Origin of the sequence: Xenorhabdus sp. Sc-CR9 (genome assembly GCF_963897815.1) — a bacterium.
GTDB lineage: Bacteria > Pseudomonadota > Gammaproteobacteria > Enterobacterales > Enterobacteriaceae > Xenorhabdus.
The window spans coordinates 1-16,273 of record NZ_CAWQTY010000215.1 but is presented as its reverse complement, the minus strand read 5'-3'; the positions used below and the strand labels follow the sequence as shown (position 1 = coordinate 16,273).

Sequence of the window (16,273 nt, the reverse complement as noted above, 5' to 3'; positions counted from 1 at the left end):
GAGTTTCCGGGCGGCCGGTGGGCTCGGGGAAGTGTAAAAGAGACAGCTCTTTTCACCATGAAGACTTATTTCAAGGTGTTTTATCAATTCAAAAATAGCTGAATTTTCCTGAATTATATGGTTTCCACAGAAAATATACTAACATAAAGTAATGTGACTAATAAGTGTGTAATTATTTGAAGTTATTTTTAAATATACTATTTACATTTATTTTTCTATCAGGTAGTTATAAAGGTGTCAAGTCAAAAAGAGGTATATATGGAAATTATAATTAGGGCAACTGAACCTGAAGATGCAGAGCATTATCAAAGAATTTATAGTCAGCCGACTGTTTATTCCAATACTTTGCAGCGTCCATGTCCTTCGCATGAAGCATGGCGGGAACGTTTAAAATTAAAAAAAACACAAGGGGATATTGATTTTGTAGCTGAAATCGATGGCAAGGTAGTGGGGACAATAGCAATATTTACTTATGCTAACCCAAGACGTAGACATTCAGTCAGCATTGGTCTTGGTGTAGATGAGATCTATTTTGGCAAGGGTGTTGGCTCAAAGATGATGGCATTTGTGATTGATTATGCATTTAGTTGGTTAGGTTGTATCAGAATTGAGTTGGAAGTTTTTTCCGATAATGAAAGAGCGATTGTCTTATACACAAAATTTGGATTTGAAAGTGAGGGTATCCGACGTATGCAATCACTAAGAAATGGTCAATATTGCGATGTGATGGGTATGGCTCTGCTAAGTGATCGGTTAGTGTAATGTTTTTGAAATTTATTTTCATAAAATAGTCGAAGGAAGCTTTTTATTTTTGCTTCCTTTTTTATAAAACATCAATAATGTTACGTTGGGGTAAAAATTATATTAAATTTGATCCGGTCTTTTAAGGGTCTTGAAGAAATGGATGAAATTCTGACAGAGTTTTATAAAAGCAGTAATTGGACTACGGGACCAAGAGCAGAAATTATTGAGAGAATTAGTAAAAGCACAAAATTGATAATAGAGATTCCAGTAGTGTCTATTGATGCTTTACGTGGAAGTAATCATTCAGAGAAAAGTAGGGTTTTTTTAGCCTGTGATTAAAATATGGGAATTTTATTGAGGAAGAATAGTTGACTATTCTGATAACTTTACTGGTATTTTACCTATTTCAGGAGAAAAAATTATTATCACTAAGTATATCCATTGTTTTTCAAGTTGTCGCTTTGTTGGCTGCATTTGCTCACCTCAGTCACCGTTTTTATAAGTATACGGTTAGCTATGCTTCTGGGATCGCTTCTTTGTCGTCGGGCTTTATCTCGAAATCCATTGGCTATAATTTAGAAATATTCAGAAATTATCATTGATAAAAATAAAAACTAACATACAATCAGCATGGTAACTAATTTATTAGTGGAGGTCTTAGCATGGAAAAATTTACTGATAAATTAATTAGCCTGGATCGATTTGTTTTGCGAATATTGCGTTTCTTTTTTCATGCATTTATTGTTTTTTTGATAGGTATTATTCCTGGCGTATTAGGTTTTTTCTTGATTGAAAGCCATGCCATACCTGATGCTATATTGAATTCTGTCTCAATGATTGGAACTCAAAATTTGCATATTGAACCAGTCAGTAAATTAGGGAAATATTTTACAGCTATTTATGGATTGTTTCTTCAGGCAATTTTTTTTATCGCTGTTGGGATGGTGGTAACGCCTTTTGTCCATCGAATACTACATAATTGGCACATCGACGATGATGATGAAGATCAAGAGGAAAAATGATGAACCAAGGTCGTTGCTTATGTGGTAGTGTTGGCGTGAAAACTCGCCAGAGTATTGAGAATATTAATGCATGCCATTGTAAAGTATGTCAGAAATGGGGCGGAGGGCCATTTTTATCCGTTGACTGTAAAGATGATTTGGAAATAGAAGGTGCTGAAAATATTTTAAGATATTCATCGTCAGATTGGGCAGAACGTGCTTTCTGTAAAAAATGTGGAACGCATCTTTTCTACCATTTGCATTATCCCAGTACTTATTATGTGCCAATTGCCTTGTTTGAAAATAATACTAATAACAAAAGTAAATTATTTCGCCAAATCTATGTAGACAGTAAACCAAAATATTATAATTTTGTTGAAAAGACTCCAATGCTCACAGAACAAGATATTCTCAATTTATTTAAATAATCGCGGCAATATGAGGGAAATTTCTCTCTCATATAGTATATGATTAAATAGAACGTTACGAACAACATATTTATATATTGTTCTAAAAATATCATACTAAAAGTTTGAGAAATTATATTTTATAACTAATTTACTTTATTGATATGTAACAATTTTCTTTTTATTTTCCACTAATGTTAGTATAATCTCTTGTCTCATCAAAAAGATCTTGACATCACCCGAGAGAGAATGTTGTCTTCTTTTAAATTATCTTATGAAAATCATGAAGATAAACTCAGTATATCCGCTTGGTTTTGGATCTTATTCACCTCACCATCATTTAAGTGGGTATTACGTTAGTGGAGATATTGTTTGATTAATGTTTTATTAGTTGATGACCATGAACTGGTTCGCATTGGTGTCAAAGGTATCCTTGATGATGTTAGAGGAATCAAGGTAATAGGAGAAGCCAACAGCGGAGAAGATGCGGTAAGATGGTGTAGATCAAACAGCACGGATGTTGTCATCATGGATATGGGAATGCCGGGGATAGGGGGGCTTGAGGCAGCGAAGAAAATTATTCGCTATTCACCTGACACTAAGGTAATCATGCTGACCATTCATACTGAAAGCTCTTTGCCGACGAAAGTGATGCAAGCGGGAATCAGAGGATATTTGAGTAAAGCCGCAACTCCCCAGGATATGATTAATGCAATTCGGGCTGTTTATGCGGGGCAGCGTTATATCTCTTCAGATATTGCTCAGCAAATGGCACTCGATCAACTATTACCCCAAAAAGAAAACCCGCTGGATGAACTCTCTGAACGAGAATTACAGATCATGATAATGATAACTCAAGGTCGCAAAGTTAACGAAATTTCTACTCTGCTTAACCTAAGTCCTAAAACAGTGAATAGCTATCGTTATAGAATGTTCAGTAAACTAAATATCAAAGGTGATGTAGAATTGACCCATATGGCAATTCGTTGTGGTTTGCTTGATGCACAAAATATGTTGGCCCAAGGTGGGTGATAAATCTGGTGGGTGATAAGCCGTGGCAGAGCAATTTAATTCGAAGACATTTTTAAAAACAGTGACTAGCCAACCGGGTGTCTATCGTATGTATGATATTGCTGGTGATGTGATTTATGTTGGTAAAGCCAAGGATCTAAAAAAACGGCTATCCAGTTATTTTCGGATACAAGTCAGTAGCCGCAAGACAGAATCACTGGTGAAAAATATTGCTCAGGTTGACGTCACTGTTACCCATACCGAAACTGAAGCTCTCCTGCTCGAACACAACTATATCAAACTCCATCAGCCCCGTTACAATGTATTATTGCGGGATGATAAATCCTATCCTTATATTTTTTTAAGTGGTGATACTCATCCTCGCCTGGCCTTATACCGAGGCGCTAAGCGCGCAAAAGATGAGTATTTCGGACCATTCCCTAACTCTCATGCTGTGCGTGAAAGCCTAGCTTTATTGCAGAAATTATTTCCTATTCGCCAATGTGAAGACAGCGTGTATCGCAACCGTTCAAGACCTTGTCTGCAATATCAGATTGGTCGCTGTCTGGCTCCCTGCATTAAAGAATTCGTGACTGATGAAGAATATCAACAACAAGTTGAATATGTTCGCTTATTTCTGGCGGGTAAGGATAAACAAGTACTGACTGAATTGATCAATAAAATGGAAGAGGCGAGTCAACAGCTAAAATTTGAGGACGCAGCCCGTTATCGTGACCAGATCAAAGCTGTGCGACAAGTAACGGAACGGCAATTTGTTTCTGGAGAAGGTGATGATCTTGACGTTATCAGTGTTGCTTTTGAGGCAGGAATAGCTTGTGTGCATGCCTTATTTATCCGTCAGGGAAAATTATTAGGCAGCCGGAGCTATTATCCTAAAATACCTGCTGATACGAAATTAGATGAAGTAGTACAAACTTTTCTTGGCCAATTTTACCTTCAGGGCAGCCAAAGCAGGACATTGCCAACAGAAATCTTGCTGGACTTCGCATTGCCCGAAAAAGAACTGTTGGAAGTATCACTGTCTGAATTGTCGGGCAGGAAAATTCATATCCAAGCGCGCCCAAGAGGTGACAGAGCACGTTACTTAAAATTAGCACGTACCAACGCTGCAACGGCACTAACTACAAAACTATCACAACAATCAACAATTCATCAGCGCTTAAAATCACTTGCCGCATTTGTAGGTATTGAGAAAATCCATCGTATGGAATGTTTCGACATTAGCCATACGATGGGAGAACAGACCGTTGCATCTTGCGTTGTTTTTGATGGTAATGGTCCTGTGCGTGCGGAATACCGCCGCTATAACATTACAGGCATCACACCGGGAGATGATTATGCGGCGATGAATCAGGTCTTAAGCCGTCGGTATGGTAAGACGATTGATAAAACCAAAATCCCGGATATTATTTTCATCGATGGTGGTAAAGGACAACTTGCACAAGCAATTGAAATTTTCAATTCACAGGAAGTTGAATGGGATAAAAATCATCCCAAACTTATTGGCGTTGCAAAGGGGAGTGATCGTAAAGCGGGATTAGAAACTTTATTTTTCCAAGCCGAAGGAGAAGGGGTGGCTCTTCCCCCAGATTCTCCAGCATTGCACGTTATTCAACATATTCGTGATGAATCTCACAATCACGCGATTACCGGACACCGCCAGCGTCGAGAAAAAGTGAAGAAGACCAGTACACTGGAATCGATAGAAGGGATTGGGCCAAAGCGTCGACAAATGTTGCTAAAATATATGGGTGGATTGCAGCCTTTACGCAACGCAAGTGTAGAAGAGATCGCAAAAGTGCCTTCTATTTCTTATGTGTTGGCAGAAAAAATCTATAATGCGTTGAAACACTAAGAGTATTGATGCACCATATTGATAAACTTTACATGGCCAGATAGTTACTAAGCATTATGCAATTAAATATTCCAACATGGCTTACTCTGTTTCGTATTGCCTTAATCCCGTTCTTCGTTTTGGCATTTTACTTGCCATTCCAATGGGCACCGATGCTATGTGCCATTATTTTTGTTATCGCTGCTGCAACAGATTGGTTTGATGGTTTTCTTGCCCGTTTGTGGAAACAGACAACGCGCTTTGGCGCATTTCTTGATCCTGTAGCGGATAAAGTCATGGTAGCTACTGCGTTGGTGCTTATCGCAGAGCATTATCATTCATGGTGGATTACCTTGCCTGCTGCGACAATGATTGCCCGTGAGATAATCATATCCTCTTTACGCGAATGGATGGCAGAGTTAGGGAAACGCAGTAGCGTAGCTGTTTCTTGGATGGGAAAAACAAAAACTACAGCACAAATGGCAGCATTAGTTGTTTTATTATGGCGTCCTTGTGTTGAACTTGAAGTGGGGGGATTCATCTTATTATATGCTGCTGCGGTATTGACGTTCTGGTCTATGTTTCAATATTTGAGTGCTGCATGGGATGATTTGCGTGAAGCTTGATCGAAATGACGCAAAAATCATCGAACAGACGAGTTTTCTAAATAATTGTGTTGACTCATTTCGTGAAATAAGTAGAATGCAACGCATCGAACAGCACATGGGGTTTACAAAGTAAGTTAAGTAAATCAACAAGTTCGAAGAAAAAGCGGGAATAGCTCAGTTGGTAGAGCACGACCTTGCCAAGGTCGGGGTCGCGAGTTCGAGTCTCGTTTCCCGCTCCAAAAAAGGCGCGTTGGCAGAGTGGCCATGCAGCGGATTGCAAATCCGTGAACCTCGGTTCGACTCCGGGACGCGCCTCCAAATTTAGCCCAGGTGGTGAAATCGGTAGACACAAGGGATTTAAAATCCCTCGGCCTTTAGGCTGTGCGGGTTCAAGTCCCGCCCTGGGCACCAAATATAAGTTTACTAACGTCTACTCTAGTAAACTAACTCCTAGAAAGACCTGATAAATCAATCAGGTCTTTTCTTTTTATGTCTACTTTAGTCCATTGCAATCAACATGCACCACGGGGCATAATCTGGGGCACCTACACTTCTATTTTTAAATGTGCCCCTAAAAAATGAAACTAAACGCACGGCAAATCGAAACAGCAAAACCCAAAGAAAAAACCTACAAACTCGCTGATGGTGGCGGACTCTATTTGGAGATCACCTCACGTGGCTCTAAATACTGGCGGATGAAGTACCGCCGCCCTACCGATAAAAAAGAAGACCGACTGGCTTTTGGTGTCTATCCGGTGGTGTCTTTAGCTGATGCAAGGGCTAAACGAGATGAAGCCAAAAAACTCATAGCCCAAGGCGCTGACCCCAAAGCAGAGAAAAAAGGGGCACAAGCCGAATCAAAAGGGGCACCACCCTTTGAACAGGTAGCCCGTGAATGGCACGCCAGCAATAAGCGATGGAGTGAAGATCACAGCAGCCGTATTCTGCGCAGCCTTGAACATTATATTTTTCCTCATATTGGCAAACTCGATATCTCCACTTTAAGAACAAGCCAGCTTTTAGCGCCTATCAAATCCGTTGATGCTGATGGTAAACACGATATCGCCCAGCGATTACAGCAACGTGTGACATCCATCATGCGATATGCTGTTCAGAATGATATTCTTGAATCTAATCCTGCAAATGATATGTCTGGCGCACTTTCCACAGTAAAAGCCAAACATCACCCAGCGCTCCCCCATGAACGCTTACCTGAATTCCTTACCCGACTTTCTCACTATCGCGGGCGCTTGATTACCCAAGTTGCTGTAGAACTAACTTTATTAACGTTCGTCCGTTCCAGTGAGTTGAGATTTGCTCGTTGGGAAGAACTTGATCTTGAAAATTCTGTCTGGAAGATTCCCGCCACAAGAAAACCCATTGAAGGCGTTAAATTCTCTGAGCGTGGCATGAAAATGAAAACTGGGCATATTGTGCCGCTGAGTCGTCAGGCCGTATCTCTCTTTAAAACCTTGCAGGATTTGAGTGGAGAATGTGAGGTGATGTTTCCTCATGACCATAATCCGGCAAAAGTCATGAGCGAAAGTACCGTAAATAATGCCTTACGCGGTATGGGATACGACACCAAAACAGAAGTTTGTGGTCATGGATTTAGAACAATGGCGCGTGGTGCGATGGGCGAATCGGGATTATGGAACGATGACGCAATAGAACGCCAGTTAAGCCATGTGGAAAGAAAGAACGTCCGCGCTGCGTATATTCATACATCTAAGCATCTGGATGAACGGCGGCTAATGGTTCAATGGTGGGCTGATTATCTGGATGCAAATAGAGAAAAACATATCACACCGTATGATTTTGCGAAAAAACGCCGGAAATGATATTGAATAATATCCAGAACGTACTGAGTACATGATGTTTTTTTAGACTTTGTTGGCAGTGCCAACAAAGTCTACTTTTTACACGATTAATAGTACAACAACCATCACATGATTATTTTTCATTCAAGTGTGCCCGTGGCACAGAAGTCTATTTTTTATCCAGTCAATAAGCGGCAATTAATTCTATAAATTGCATAAAGAGTTTACGCTTTCAATTAAACAGAATTTTTAAATAATCCTCTGTCATCAAATAACGTCTACCAAGGCATTTCAAGGACTCGATCACAGGGGGTATACATGCCAACGATTACAACATCTAAAGAAAGTCTTATTCGCCTGCCAGAAGTTCAGCGTAGAACGGGCTACAGCAAGGCATGGATCTACAGACTTATTAAAGAAGATAAATTCCCGAAACAAGTCAAAATTGGCCCTCGCTCGGTTGCGTTTGTTGAATCAGAAATTGATGGTTGGGTAGATCAGCGGATTGCTGAATCTCGTGGTATTTAATGACATGTACCTACCATTTGATAAGAATACAAAAGATAAGGGTGGCACTTGCCTACCCTCAACTTGCTTTTTTCAGGGGTTAGATTCAATGCCTCTTGATTGTAACTCCCTACGGACAATGCGCTTAATCCATGCAGCTAAAGATTCATCGCCATCTTGTGCCTGGGCTATCTCCATTAATGCTCTCAATTCAGGATCAAGCCTGAATTGGAATGGTGGATTGCCCCGACGGTTACTTTTGTGTGTTGACATGTCAATTATACTCACTGTAATGTGTTTATGTGTCATTACACATTACCTATATCACTATGAAAAAACAACGCCCCAGTGTGCTGGAACACATCTGAGGCGTCTGACCAAAAACCGTTAATTGGAGTAACGATAATGGCTGATACACAGCATAACCAAACTCGCCCTAAATTTACATCGTTGGATAAATCAGGCAGCCAAAAACCGCTCGAATTTATCCAAACCGTGAAAAAATCTGCCATGTATCATTGGGGAAATCTTCTGCCTGCCTGTGGTATTGATATTCCGGCAAAAGATAAACATGGCGCTTGCCCGGTCTGCGGCGGTACCGACCGTTTTCACTTTATTGATGATCACCATCACGGCAACTGGCATTGCCGCCAGTGTGATACTCCAAATTATGGCGATGGGCTGGATTTAGTGGCAAAAACTAAAGGAATTTCGATCACTGAGGCAGCGAAAATCGTTGCGGATGTACTGGTATTACCTTTGCCCGAACCCAAACCAGCCAGAAAAACCATTCAAACAATACAACCTATAGCTGAAAGAGTGGTGGCATTGATGGCGCAAACTGTTGCCGGACAATCTCCCTATCTGACCGCAAAAGGGCTGTGCTGCCCTAATCAGAGATTGTTGGCCGATAATTCGACAGTGTTGCGACTCGCAACACTGGATAAAAAAGTAACAGGCGCGCAGATCATCAAACCGGATGGTGAGAAAAAATTACTCACTGGCAGCCAGAAGAAAGGTGCATTTATCACTCTGTCAGCGCTGGCAGAAAGTCCCGATACAGTCATCATTACCGAAGGTTACGCGACGGCACTCACGGTGAACCAACTCTGTAAAGGGACTGTTCTGGCAGCACTGGATTCGGGTAATTTGCTCTCCGTTGCTCAATCAGTCAGAGAACGCTGGCCGGACACAAAAATCATTATTGCCGCAGATAACGACTGGCATCATCCCGGTGAACTGGATAAGAACGGTAAACCGAAAGTGAATACCGGCAAAATTTCAGCAGAAAAAGCGGCTATTGCAGTTAATAGCTGGATCACGTTGCCACCGACAGAGCATAAAACCGACTGGGATGATTATCGCCAGCAATACGGCCTTGAAGCAGCAAAACAGGCATTCAGTAACGGGTTATATCGGGCAGGAGATAAGGTAACAGTATCGAAATTTGCGGTTGGTAATTCAGATGAACGCCGGGAGAAAGATGCCGATCCGTTCAAACCCCATATCGATATCCGCAATACAGGAATTTACTGGGTCGAACCCAAAGAACAGGGCGGCGAAATTGTCGAAGTCGAAAAATGGCTGAGTGATCACATGGAGATAGTCGGCATTGGCAATGATGGCAGTGAAGGCTATCTCATTATTAAATTACGTCAGGAAGGCACGGGAAAATATATTGTTGAAGCGCTTCCCCGTCGTGAAGTCGGGATGCCGGTTGGTTGGGCAAGGTTGCGCTCGCGGGGAATGAACATCACCGTAAAAAACAGCTTGTTGCCTATTTTAGCTGAACACCTGCAACGCAGTGGCGATCGCCGAGAGTGGGTTGTGACACAAAAAGCAGGCTGGCACTGTGGGGCGTATGTGATGCCGGATGGTGAAATCATCGGTCAGCCTTATATGCCCGTGGCCTTCAGTGGTGGTACATCCGCGATTGCCGGCTATGTGGTCAGGGGAAGTGCTGAACAGTGGAAAACTCACGTTGCATCATTGATGAGAGGCAACCGCTCAATGATGCTGGGAGTATTGGTCGGATTGACCGCCCCGCTTAACTCATTGACGGGAGGAAGCTGCTTTGGTGTACATTTATTCGCCCAGTCCTCGGCGGGTAAAACTACCACTGTTGAGGCTGCCAGCAGTTTATACGGCGATCCCGAAGAACTTAAATTATCGTGGCACGGCACTAACCACGGCTTAAATAACGAAGCCGCCGCCCGTAATGATGGTTTCATGCCCATTGACGAAATCGGGCAAAGTTCGAACCCGAAAGAGGTTGCGAACAGTGCTTACAGTCTGTTCAACGGTGTGGGCAAAATTCAGGGGAAACGGGAAGGTGGAAACCGTGCCGTGATCCGCTGGAAAATTGCCGCCCTTTCGACAGGAGAGGAAGATTTAGAAACGTTCCTGATAAAAGGCGGGATCACGCCAAAAGCCGGGCAGCTCGTCAGGTTGCTCAGTGTGCCCTTTATTGATACTGAATTTTTCAATGGATATGAAGACGGTGATTCTCATGCAAGGGCAATCAAGCGGGAATCTAAACGCTATTGCGGTGCAGCAGGTCGTGAATGGATTTTATGGCTGTCTGAACATCAGGAACAGGCCATCGAACTTACTGCACGTAAAGAGAAAGAGTGGCTTGATAGCCTGCCAGAAGAAGCCTCAGCTCAGGTAAAGCGGGTTGCCGTGCGTTTTGCGTTACTGGATGCAGCCGGTGAACTGGCGACCCTTATCACAGGCTGGAGCAGGGAAGAGTGTCACGCCGCGATAAAACAAAGTTTTGATGATTGGTTAGCCGATTTTGGTATCGGGAACCGGGAAAAATATCAGGTTATTACCCGTGCCCAAGACTTTATTCAGAAATACGGGCTGTCACGCTTTCAGCCATACACCTATGGCAGACCAAACGGTGATATTGATACGGCACATGCTATGAGAATTAACGGCCTTGCCGGGTATCTGGTGCATAACCGCCGTGATGACGGCTGGGTTGAATATCATATTATCCCCAGTGTATTTGAAGAGGAAATATTGCAGGGGTTACAGAAAAAGACGGCGTTTGAAGCCTTAGAAGAGGCCGGAATGTTGGTCAAAACGGAGAAAGACCGCTTTATCAGTAAAACCATTTCAGTGAATGGCACTAAGGGGCGGTTTGTGGTGCTGATTTTCAGGGATGAGGATTAACACTCACGTAAGAGAAAAAAGCGTTGGGATAACGGGATATTGGGATAACAGAGAGTTATTTTAATATATATCAGTAAGTTATATTTAATCGAATTATCCCGTACTATCCCGCGTTATCCCGTAACATCATGTGACTACAAATAAAATGATGTTGGGATAATGGGGTTATCCCGAAAATAAATTTTCTCTGGTAGGTGATAATTTATTGAATTTAAAACAATTAAAAGTGGTGACGTTTAACCACGGGATAATCTGGGATAGTGTGGGATAAGTTAACATACTGAAATATAGAGTTAATATGCCATTTACCCCGTTATCCCGTGAAAAACAATGTGTTTATATAGCGATAATCAGTGGTCATAGTGATATTTTTCAGTTCTCCGTGTTACCGGGTTAATTTATTAGCCCGGTAACACGGAGACGACAAGCGCAGCGCGTCAGTCGTCATAGAACAACGTGATCATCTTCCCAAACAGTGGGTGTGAGGAAATCATACTCTCGCATCCATCAGAGTTTACGTTATTGATTTACCCACGGCTTGGCAATTGCCAGCGTGATCAAATATCGCTCTTCATTAGGGTACCGGTCATCTTTGAAACGCGCCATATTCAGCATGACCTGATACTTATCATCTGCTTGCCAAAAAGTTATTCCAGTACCTTTCATCTTACGAAGACTGTCATGTGCTTCAGGGGTATTAACCAAGGGACGGTACCCTTTCGTAAGCACCCAACCCGCTTTACGCCACTGATCTTGTAAATCCAATACAATCTTGATTGCATCGTTGTAGAGTAATGGCTCGATTTGTGGCGACATGCGCACGCTATTGATTGTTCCATTTCTAAAAAAACTAACAGTGAAAAAACGGGCTGGGGGGGTAACAAACCCATATTTCAAATCGGTAAAGCGTAAGTGAGCATCCGTTTTTGGGGCGTTGTACCAAGCATGTCCCGGAAGGTGTGGAGCAATATCGGCACTGGATCGCTGCCGCATATCCTCGTAAGGTTCACCAATCACCAAAGCTATCTCTGGTTGATCGGAATAAAAGGAGTGGTAAAGATAAAGGCCTGTCAAACCAAGAACAACTAATAATGTAAAGATTAAGCCCCCACTCCGGCGACCTATGCGTTGTAATAAACTCATTCTACACCTCGCCCAGCAGCAATATCTTTTATAGACTCTTCGATAAGACTTCGTTTGTTATTATGTAGCATTTCATCAAAACTCTTTGCGGCTCTAAGTACGAAAGGCATACGTTGCTCTATCTCAGCAAGGTTGGCCAACGGCTCATCGCTAAACTGGATAGTTCTGTCATCATCGACACGTTTGCATTGGCTAGCCAGTGTTAACTCAATCGATTCTGTTACCCCAGAAAGAATATCAGTAACATAGGCTGCATGATTACCTCGTAATAATGCGACTAAAATAGAGTCACTGTACATTGATGGTTGTAAGATATTGACTTGCTCATGATAGGCCAGATATTCAACACTTTCGGCAATATTCCCCGTGTCTATCGCTTCAAAGGTTTGTAGGATCTCTGTATAAGATAGACCAAACTCTAATTTTTCTTGTCCTATTGGCCATAATATCGGGAATTGGCTATTACCGTAGATACTCTTACGTGCAGGTAGGCAAGTTTTTAGTTCTTCCAACCCACGTTGCTTATAAAAAGCATGTAATGGATACACATCCAGAAATAACGTTGTATTTCCCAACGCCATCATTTGGTATACATAGCCGAATGATTGCTGTGTCGCCTTTGACATTCCTATACGCTTGAGTTCATCGGGCGAAAGTACTGATGGTAGTGGTGATGATGGTAATGATGATAAATCTGATACTGTTTCTGTTATTCCTGATATTGACGTTGCCGCTGATGATGCAGGAAATAAGATTGCTGCTGTTGTTACGCCTGATATTGTTGATGATGCCCCTGCAAATACAGGTGATAGTGGGTTATTTTTGCTGGCTTGTTCAAGCTCCCTCTTTGCCTGGGTACTACTCTCACTTTCACGAATAGTTACCTTTGGAAAATCCCACTCAAATTCCCGTTCTTGCAGGCTTTCACGTCTACGTATTATGGCTGCATCTTCAGCTTGCAATCTTTTTATCATATCAGCGGCATGCAACAACCCACACCCCACTTGCTTAGAAGCGAAAGCAGCAAGACCCGCCCACTGGAAACGGTTATCGTTCAGCCATAAACTAGCATAAGCCGCATTAATACGTTTGTTGCGTTCTTTGGGATCGGCAATCAGCACACCACCGGGGGCGACAATATCTTCAGCCTCTTTCTGATACCTGCGCCAGACGCACTCGCAAGTGAGTATAGGCACATCAATCACTTTAATCTGTTTGCCATCTTTTTCTTCAAAATGACAATCACATGCGGCGACAGACTGAGTGCTCTGGTGTAACGCCAAATCATCATATTTATGTTTTTTTAAAACTTCGATCATTTCCGTCTTCCTGATAAAAATATTTTACTATCATCCTGTTACTAAAACATACACCACCGTTTATGCGCTTCACTTAATGAAACACGACAGCCACACTTACTGAGAAGGTTCTATTGTGACCGTGAAGGGGGTGCTGGTTAAACCTTCTTCAAGCTTCATTCCCTGACCATCACTCGTTCCTGAATGCTCTATTTCTTTATTTTTCAGTGTGTAAGGCACATTAGGTATCGGTGTGTTCGTGCTATCTTCGACAAGTTTAATGTATAAATCATCTTTAAGTATTGCCTGACAATCACGGCTATAAATCGGGTTCTGATTACTCATCGTTCTTTCTCCTGTTCCATCGCCAGCAGATAATCCTGACCGGATACTTTTTCAATGCGCTGCCCCGCTTCCAGTTTTTGCCGTAACCAACTTTCAATACGTTGTTCCAGACTGCCTTCGGGCTGATCCAGTTGCCTTGCGATTTTTCCGTGGTTTTCCCATAACTCATTGTAGAGGGAGCTGGTTAACATTTTCAGACCATAAGGAGAATGTAACCAAACGGTCAACAGGTGTTCGCCCAGCGTAAACGGAATTTCACTGTTACCCTCTCCGCAGCCTTCGGGACGGCAAAATCGCATCGGTTGCGGAATATCGGTCATCAGCTCGGCGACGGGTGTCAGCATCAGTGACCAGTCACTGGAAGTGAAGGCGGGCACCATCGCGCCAAAGACCCGGCTGTCCATGATACGGAACAGCACTTGTTCGCCATCCATCATCACCAGCTGCCGATGTTGCCAGTGGGTAAGTTGTTCTTGCCACGGCTCATGGCTTCGGTAAGCCCAGCCCCAGCTATTGTCACTGAGGGCATGGCGATCCAGCATCATGCCTATCTGGGGTAACTGGCGGGATTTAGCCTGTACCAGCCACGGGCTTTGTTTCAGCATTTTGCGCATCGGCGTACCGCTGTAGAGTGGAAATGCCTGCTCCACCCAGTCATTCCGGTAAAAATGTTCCACCGGATTTGGTTTTGCCAGCGAGTTGAGGATAAAAAACACCGGCGCATCATGGGATTCACTCAACCATGCCTGCCAGCTTGTTGGCATTTCTATATTCGTCTCTTTCATTATTTCATGCTCCCTTCTTGGTGGGTTTAATCACCGGGCTAGCATCCTGCTGTGCCAATACCGGGCAGTAGGGGTGCGCCGGAAATTCCACCATCGGCAACGGTGCCACGCCTTCCGGAAGTTGCAGTGAAATTCCGCGTCCACTACCACCTGAACCCTGCCCGACATTAATCGGTGAACAGAGAATGCCACCCGGCGTGACTTTGAGAAAACTACCACCCACTTTCAGGGTGATTTCTGATGCGGCTTCCAGCACTACTTTGCCGCCGCTTTTCAGGTGGATCTCCTGTCCGCTGTCAATCACGGTCGCATCGCCGGTCTGGATATGCTGGCTGCCGGCAATCCGGTGGGACACATCGCCTTCGGTGGTGATCTTGCGGGAACCGACAACTTGATGGTGGTCATCGGCGCGTATCTCGTGATAACGGTTGTTATCGATACGCTGTTTCTGGTCATGTTTGATGTGCCAGAGTGCATCGTTTTCAATATGGGCGGTGAAATCTTTCTGACCGTGGAAATAAATTTCTTCTCTGTCTTTCGCATCCTCAAAACGCAGTTCGTTAAAACCCTTGCCCTTGTGAGTTTTGGTCTTGAAAGTCGTGCGGGTTTTCTGGGCCGGTAAATCCAGCGGCGGGCGGTTCAGGCCGTTGTAAACACAGCCGGTGACGATGGGCCGATCAATATCACCATTGAGATAGGAGATAATCACTTCCTGACCGATACGCGGGATCGCCATAAAACCGAAGCCGTTGCCGTTCCAGCCCTGTGCGACGCGAACCCAGCAGGATGCGCCATCATCGGGCGGGTCATAGCGATTCCAGTGAAAATGCACTTTAATCGCGCCGTCTTTATTGACGAAAATCTCTTCCCCTTCCGGCCCGACCACCATCGCGGTTTCATCGCCATCGGCGAGCGGTTTGTAGTGGAACGGCGGACGCCAGTCGGCAAGGCCATCAATAAAACTGAAATGATTACTGAGCGTGGTGCCTTCCCCGCTGTTATCGCCCAGCGCCTGCGGGCAGCGCCCGTGATGGCTGATACCGACCACCTGCCAGCGGGCATTCAGCGGGTTGTGCGGATGGCTTTTTATTTCGAAAATTTTACCCGGCATCAGTTTGATGCAATTACTGTTGCCGCTGCCGGTTTTTTTCTGGTTGTCCAGTGCTTCATGGCGGTATTTAAGAAACGGTTTAGCGGCGGCATCTTTCTGAAAACGTCCATAACTTTCAAATACGGTATAGGGGGTTTTGCTGCCGAAGTCGCGGAAGCCTTCACTGCTCTGCATATGAGAAAGGTGATAACGCGGGTTCTCTGGGTTGAAATCTTTATGGAAACTGCGTTGCGGACTCATTCCGACCCCCAGTCGCACCTGATAAATCGTATCTGTCCCGTGCGCGGTTTCCGGCTGGGGCTGGTAAAGCAGCGGCAGTCCCGCCGTCATCCCCAGATGGCTGTCACTGAAAAACAGGGTTTCATCCTCAAACCAGAAACTGATCCCCTCTTCCGCCGCCAATCGGCTGAAAAACCCATAGTCAGATTCCCGTTTCTGGGTCACATATTCTCTGTCCT

Annotated in this window: 15 protein-coding genes, 3 tRNA genes and 1 pseudogene; 13 read left to right on the top strand and 6 right to left on the bottom strand. The window is 43.7% G+C overall.

The window, feature by feature from the left end; translation table 11 throughout:
* The first annotated feature begins 258 nt into the window (after nt 1-258).
* The 12 genes from AACQ81_RS17185 (at nt 259) to AACQ81_RS17130 (ending at nt 7,974) form a co-directional block, all read left to right on the top strand.
* Nucleotides 259-762, top strand: coding sequence for a GNAT family N-acetyltransferase (locus AACQ81_RS17185; RefSeq protein WP_237388054.1), 504 nt, complete (start codon nt 259-261; stop codon nt 760-762).
* 138 nt (nt 763-900) lie between these two features.
* Nucleotides 901-1,083 (top strand): nipsnap family containing protein, encoded by a 183-nt coding sequence (locus AACQ81_RS17180; protein ID WP_237388053.1) that lies wholly within the window; start codon nt 901-903, stop codon nt 1,081-1,083.
* A 323-nt stretch (nt 1,084-1,406) separates the two neighbouring features.
* Nucleotides 1,407-1,766: a hypothetical protein gene (locus tag AACQ81_RS17175; protein WP_237388052.1), complete on the top strand. Its 360-nt coding sequence runs from the start codon at nt 1,407-1,409 to the stop codon at nt 1,764-1,766.
* Entirely contained in the window at nt 1,763-2,173 is a 411-nt protein-coding gene (locus tag AACQ81_RS17170; protein WP_339353447.1) for a GFA family protein, read from the top strand. Before AACQ81_RS17175 ends, AACQ81_RS17170 begins: the two co-directional genes overlap by 4 nt.
* 351 nt (nt 2,174-2,524) lie before the next feature.
* Entirely contained in the window at nt 2,525-3,184 is a 660-nt protein-coding gene (gene uvrY, locus AACQ81_RS17165) for a UvrY/SirA/GacA family response regulator transcription factor (RefSeq protein WP_237388050.1), read from the top strand.
* 22 nt (nt 3,185-3,206) lie between these two features.
* Entirely contained in the window at nt 3,207-5,039 is a 1,833-nt protein-coding gene (gene uvrC / locus AACQ81_RS17160) for an excinuclease ABC subunit UvrC (RefSeq protein ID WP_237388049.1), read from the top strand.
* 56 nt (nt 5,040-5,095) lie between these two features.
* A complete protein-coding gene (pgsA, locus tag AACQ81_RS17155) occupies nt 5,096-5,644 on the top strand; it encodes a CDP-diacylglycerol--glycerol-3-phosphate 3-phosphatidyltransferase (protein ID WP_237388048.1) in 549 nt (182 codons plus the stop codon).
* A gap of 145 nt (nt 5,645-5,789) precedes the next feature.
* Nucleotides 5,790-5,865: transfer RNA gene (locus AACQ81_RS17150), tRNA-Gly, on the top strand.
* 5 nt (nt 5,866-5,870) lie between these two features.
* Nucleotides 5,871-5,944 (top strand) — tRNA-Cys (locus tag AACQ81_RS17145).
* Between the two features lie 6 nt (nt 5,945-5,950).
* A tRNA-Leu gene (locus tag AACQ81_RS17140) sits at nt 5,951-6,037 on the top strand.
* A 167-nt stretch (nt 6,038-6,204) separates the two neighbouring features.
* The gene (locus tag AACQ81_RS17135) at nt 6,205-7,467 is read left to right on the top strand and encodes a tyrosine-type recombinase/integrase (protein ID WP_237388047.1); all 1,263 of its coding nucleotides are present in this window, start codon (nt 6,205-6,207) and stop codon (nt 7,465-7,467) included.
* A 297-nt stretch (nt 7,468-7,764) separates the two neighbouring features.
* The gene (locus AACQ81_RS17130; protein ID WP_038190420.1) at nt 7,765-7,974 is read left to right on the top strand and encodes a helix-turn-helix transcriptional regulator; all 210 of its coding nucleotides are present in this window, start codon (nt 7,765-7,767) and stop codon (nt 7,972-7,974) included.
* Nucleotides 7,975-8,046: 72 nt separating this feature from the next.
* On the opposite strand, the gene AACQ81_RS17125 is transcribed toward AACQ81_RS17130, so the two are convergent.
* Complete coding sequence (locus AACQ81_RS17125) at nt 8,047-8,226, bottom strand: hypothetical protein (RefSeq protein WP_237388046.1); 180 nt, start codon at nt 8,224-8,226, stop codon at nt 8,047-8,049.
* Nucleotides 8,227-8,358: 132 nt separating this feature from the next.
* Between AACQ81_RS17125 and AACQ81_RS17120 the strand changes: the two are divergent.
* Nucleotides 8,359-10,287: pseudogene (locus AACQ81_RS17120) on the top strand (DUF927 domain-containing protein); the annotation flags it as partial.
* A 1,365-nt stretch (nt 10,288-11,652) separates the two neighbouring features.
* On the opposite strand, the gene AACQ81_RS17115 reads toward AACQ81_RS17120, so the two are convergent.
* From AACQ81_RS17115 to tssI, 5 genes are all read right to left on the bottom strand, one after another.
* Nucleotides 11,653-12,276: a hypothetical protein gene (locus AACQ81_RS17115; RefSeq protein ID WP_237388044.1), complete on the bottom strand. Its 624-nt coding sequence runs from the start codon at nt 12,274-12,276 to the stop codon at nt 11,653-11,655.
* Nucleotides 12,273-13,595 carry a DUF2515 family protein gene (locus tag AACQ81_RS17110; RefSeq protein WP_237388043.1) on the bottom strand — a complete coding sequence of 441 codons (1,323 nt, stop codon included), beginning with the start codon at nt 13,593-13,595 and terminating at the stop codon, nt 12,273-12,275. Before AACQ81_RS17110 ends, AACQ81_RS17115 begins: the two co-directional genes overlap by 4 nt.
* Before the next feature lie 96 nt (nt 13,596-13,691).
* The gene (locus AACQ81_RS17105) at nt 13,692-13,919 is read right to left on the bottom strand and encodes a hypothetical protein (protein WP_237388042.1); all 228 of its coding nucleotides are present in this window, start codon (nt 13,917-13,919) and stop codon (nt 13,692-13,694) included.
* Nucleotides 13,916-14,704, bottom strand: a complete 789-nt coding sequence (locus tag AACQ81_RS17100) for a DUF4123 domain-containing protein (RefSeq protein ID WP_237388041.1) — start codon at nt 14,702-14,704, stop codon at nt 13,916-13,918. The genes AACQ81_RS17105 and AACQ81_RS17100 overlap by 4 nt, the downstream gene beginning before the upstream one ends.
* A 4-nt stretch (nt 14,705-14,708) precedes the next feature.
* Nucleotides 14,709-16,273, bottom strand: a 1,565-nt coding sequence (gene tssI / locus AACQ81_RS17095) for a type VI secretion system tip protein TssI/VgrG (protein WP_237388040.1), incomplete at its 5' end; no start/stop codon positions are given.

Bases quoted from the DNA above. Each gene is read 5' to 3' on its own strand.
- AACQ81_RS17125 (WP_237388046.1), bottom strand. From the start codon at position 8,226: ATGTCAACACACAAAAGTAACCGTCGGGGCAATCCACCATTCCAATTC.
- AACQ81_RS17115 (WP_237388044.1), bottom strand. From the start codon at position 12,276: ATGAGTTTATTACAACGCATAGGTCGCCGGAGTGGGGGCTTAATCTTT.
- AACQ81_RS17100 (WP_237388041.1), bottom strand. From the start codon at position 14,704: ATGAAAGAGACGAATATAGAAATGCCAACAAGCTGGCAGGCATGGTTG.
- AACQ81_RS17175 (WP_237388052.1), top strand. From the start codon at position 1,407: ATGGAAAAATTTACTGATAAATTAATTAGCCTGGATCGATTTGTTTTG.
- AACQ81_RS17110 (WP_237388043.1), bottom strand. From the start codon at position 13,595: ATGATCGAAGTTTTAAAAAAACATAAATATGATGATTTGGCGTTACAC.
- AACQ81_RS17180 (WP_237388053.1), top strand. From the start codon at position 901: ATGGATGAAATTCTGACAGAGTTTTATAAAAGCAGTAATTGGACTACG.
- AACQ81_RS17170 (WP_339353447.1), top strand. From the start codon at position 1,763: ATGATGAACCAAGGTCGTTGCTTATGTGGTAGTGTTGGCGTGAAAACT.
- pgsA (WP_237388048.1), top strand. From the start codon at position 5,096: ATGCAATTAAATATTCCAACATGGCTTACTCTGTTTCGTATTGCCTTA.
- AACQ81_RS17135 (WP_237388047.1), top strand. From the start codon at position 6,205: ATGAAACTAAACGCACGGCAAATCGAAACAGCAAAACCCAAAGAAAAA.
- AACQ81_RS17105 (WP_237388042.1), bottom strand. From the start codon at position 13,919: ATGAGTAATCAGAACCCGATTTATAGCCGTGATTGTCAGGCAATACTT.
- AACQ81_RS17185 (WP_237388054.1), top strand. From the start codon at position 259: ATGGAAATTATAATTAGGGCAACTGAACCTGAAGATGCAGAGCATTAT.
- AACQ81_RS17130 (WP_038190420.1), top strand. From the start codon at position 7,765: ATGCCAACGATTACAACATCTAAAGAAAGTCTTATTCGCCTGCCAGAA.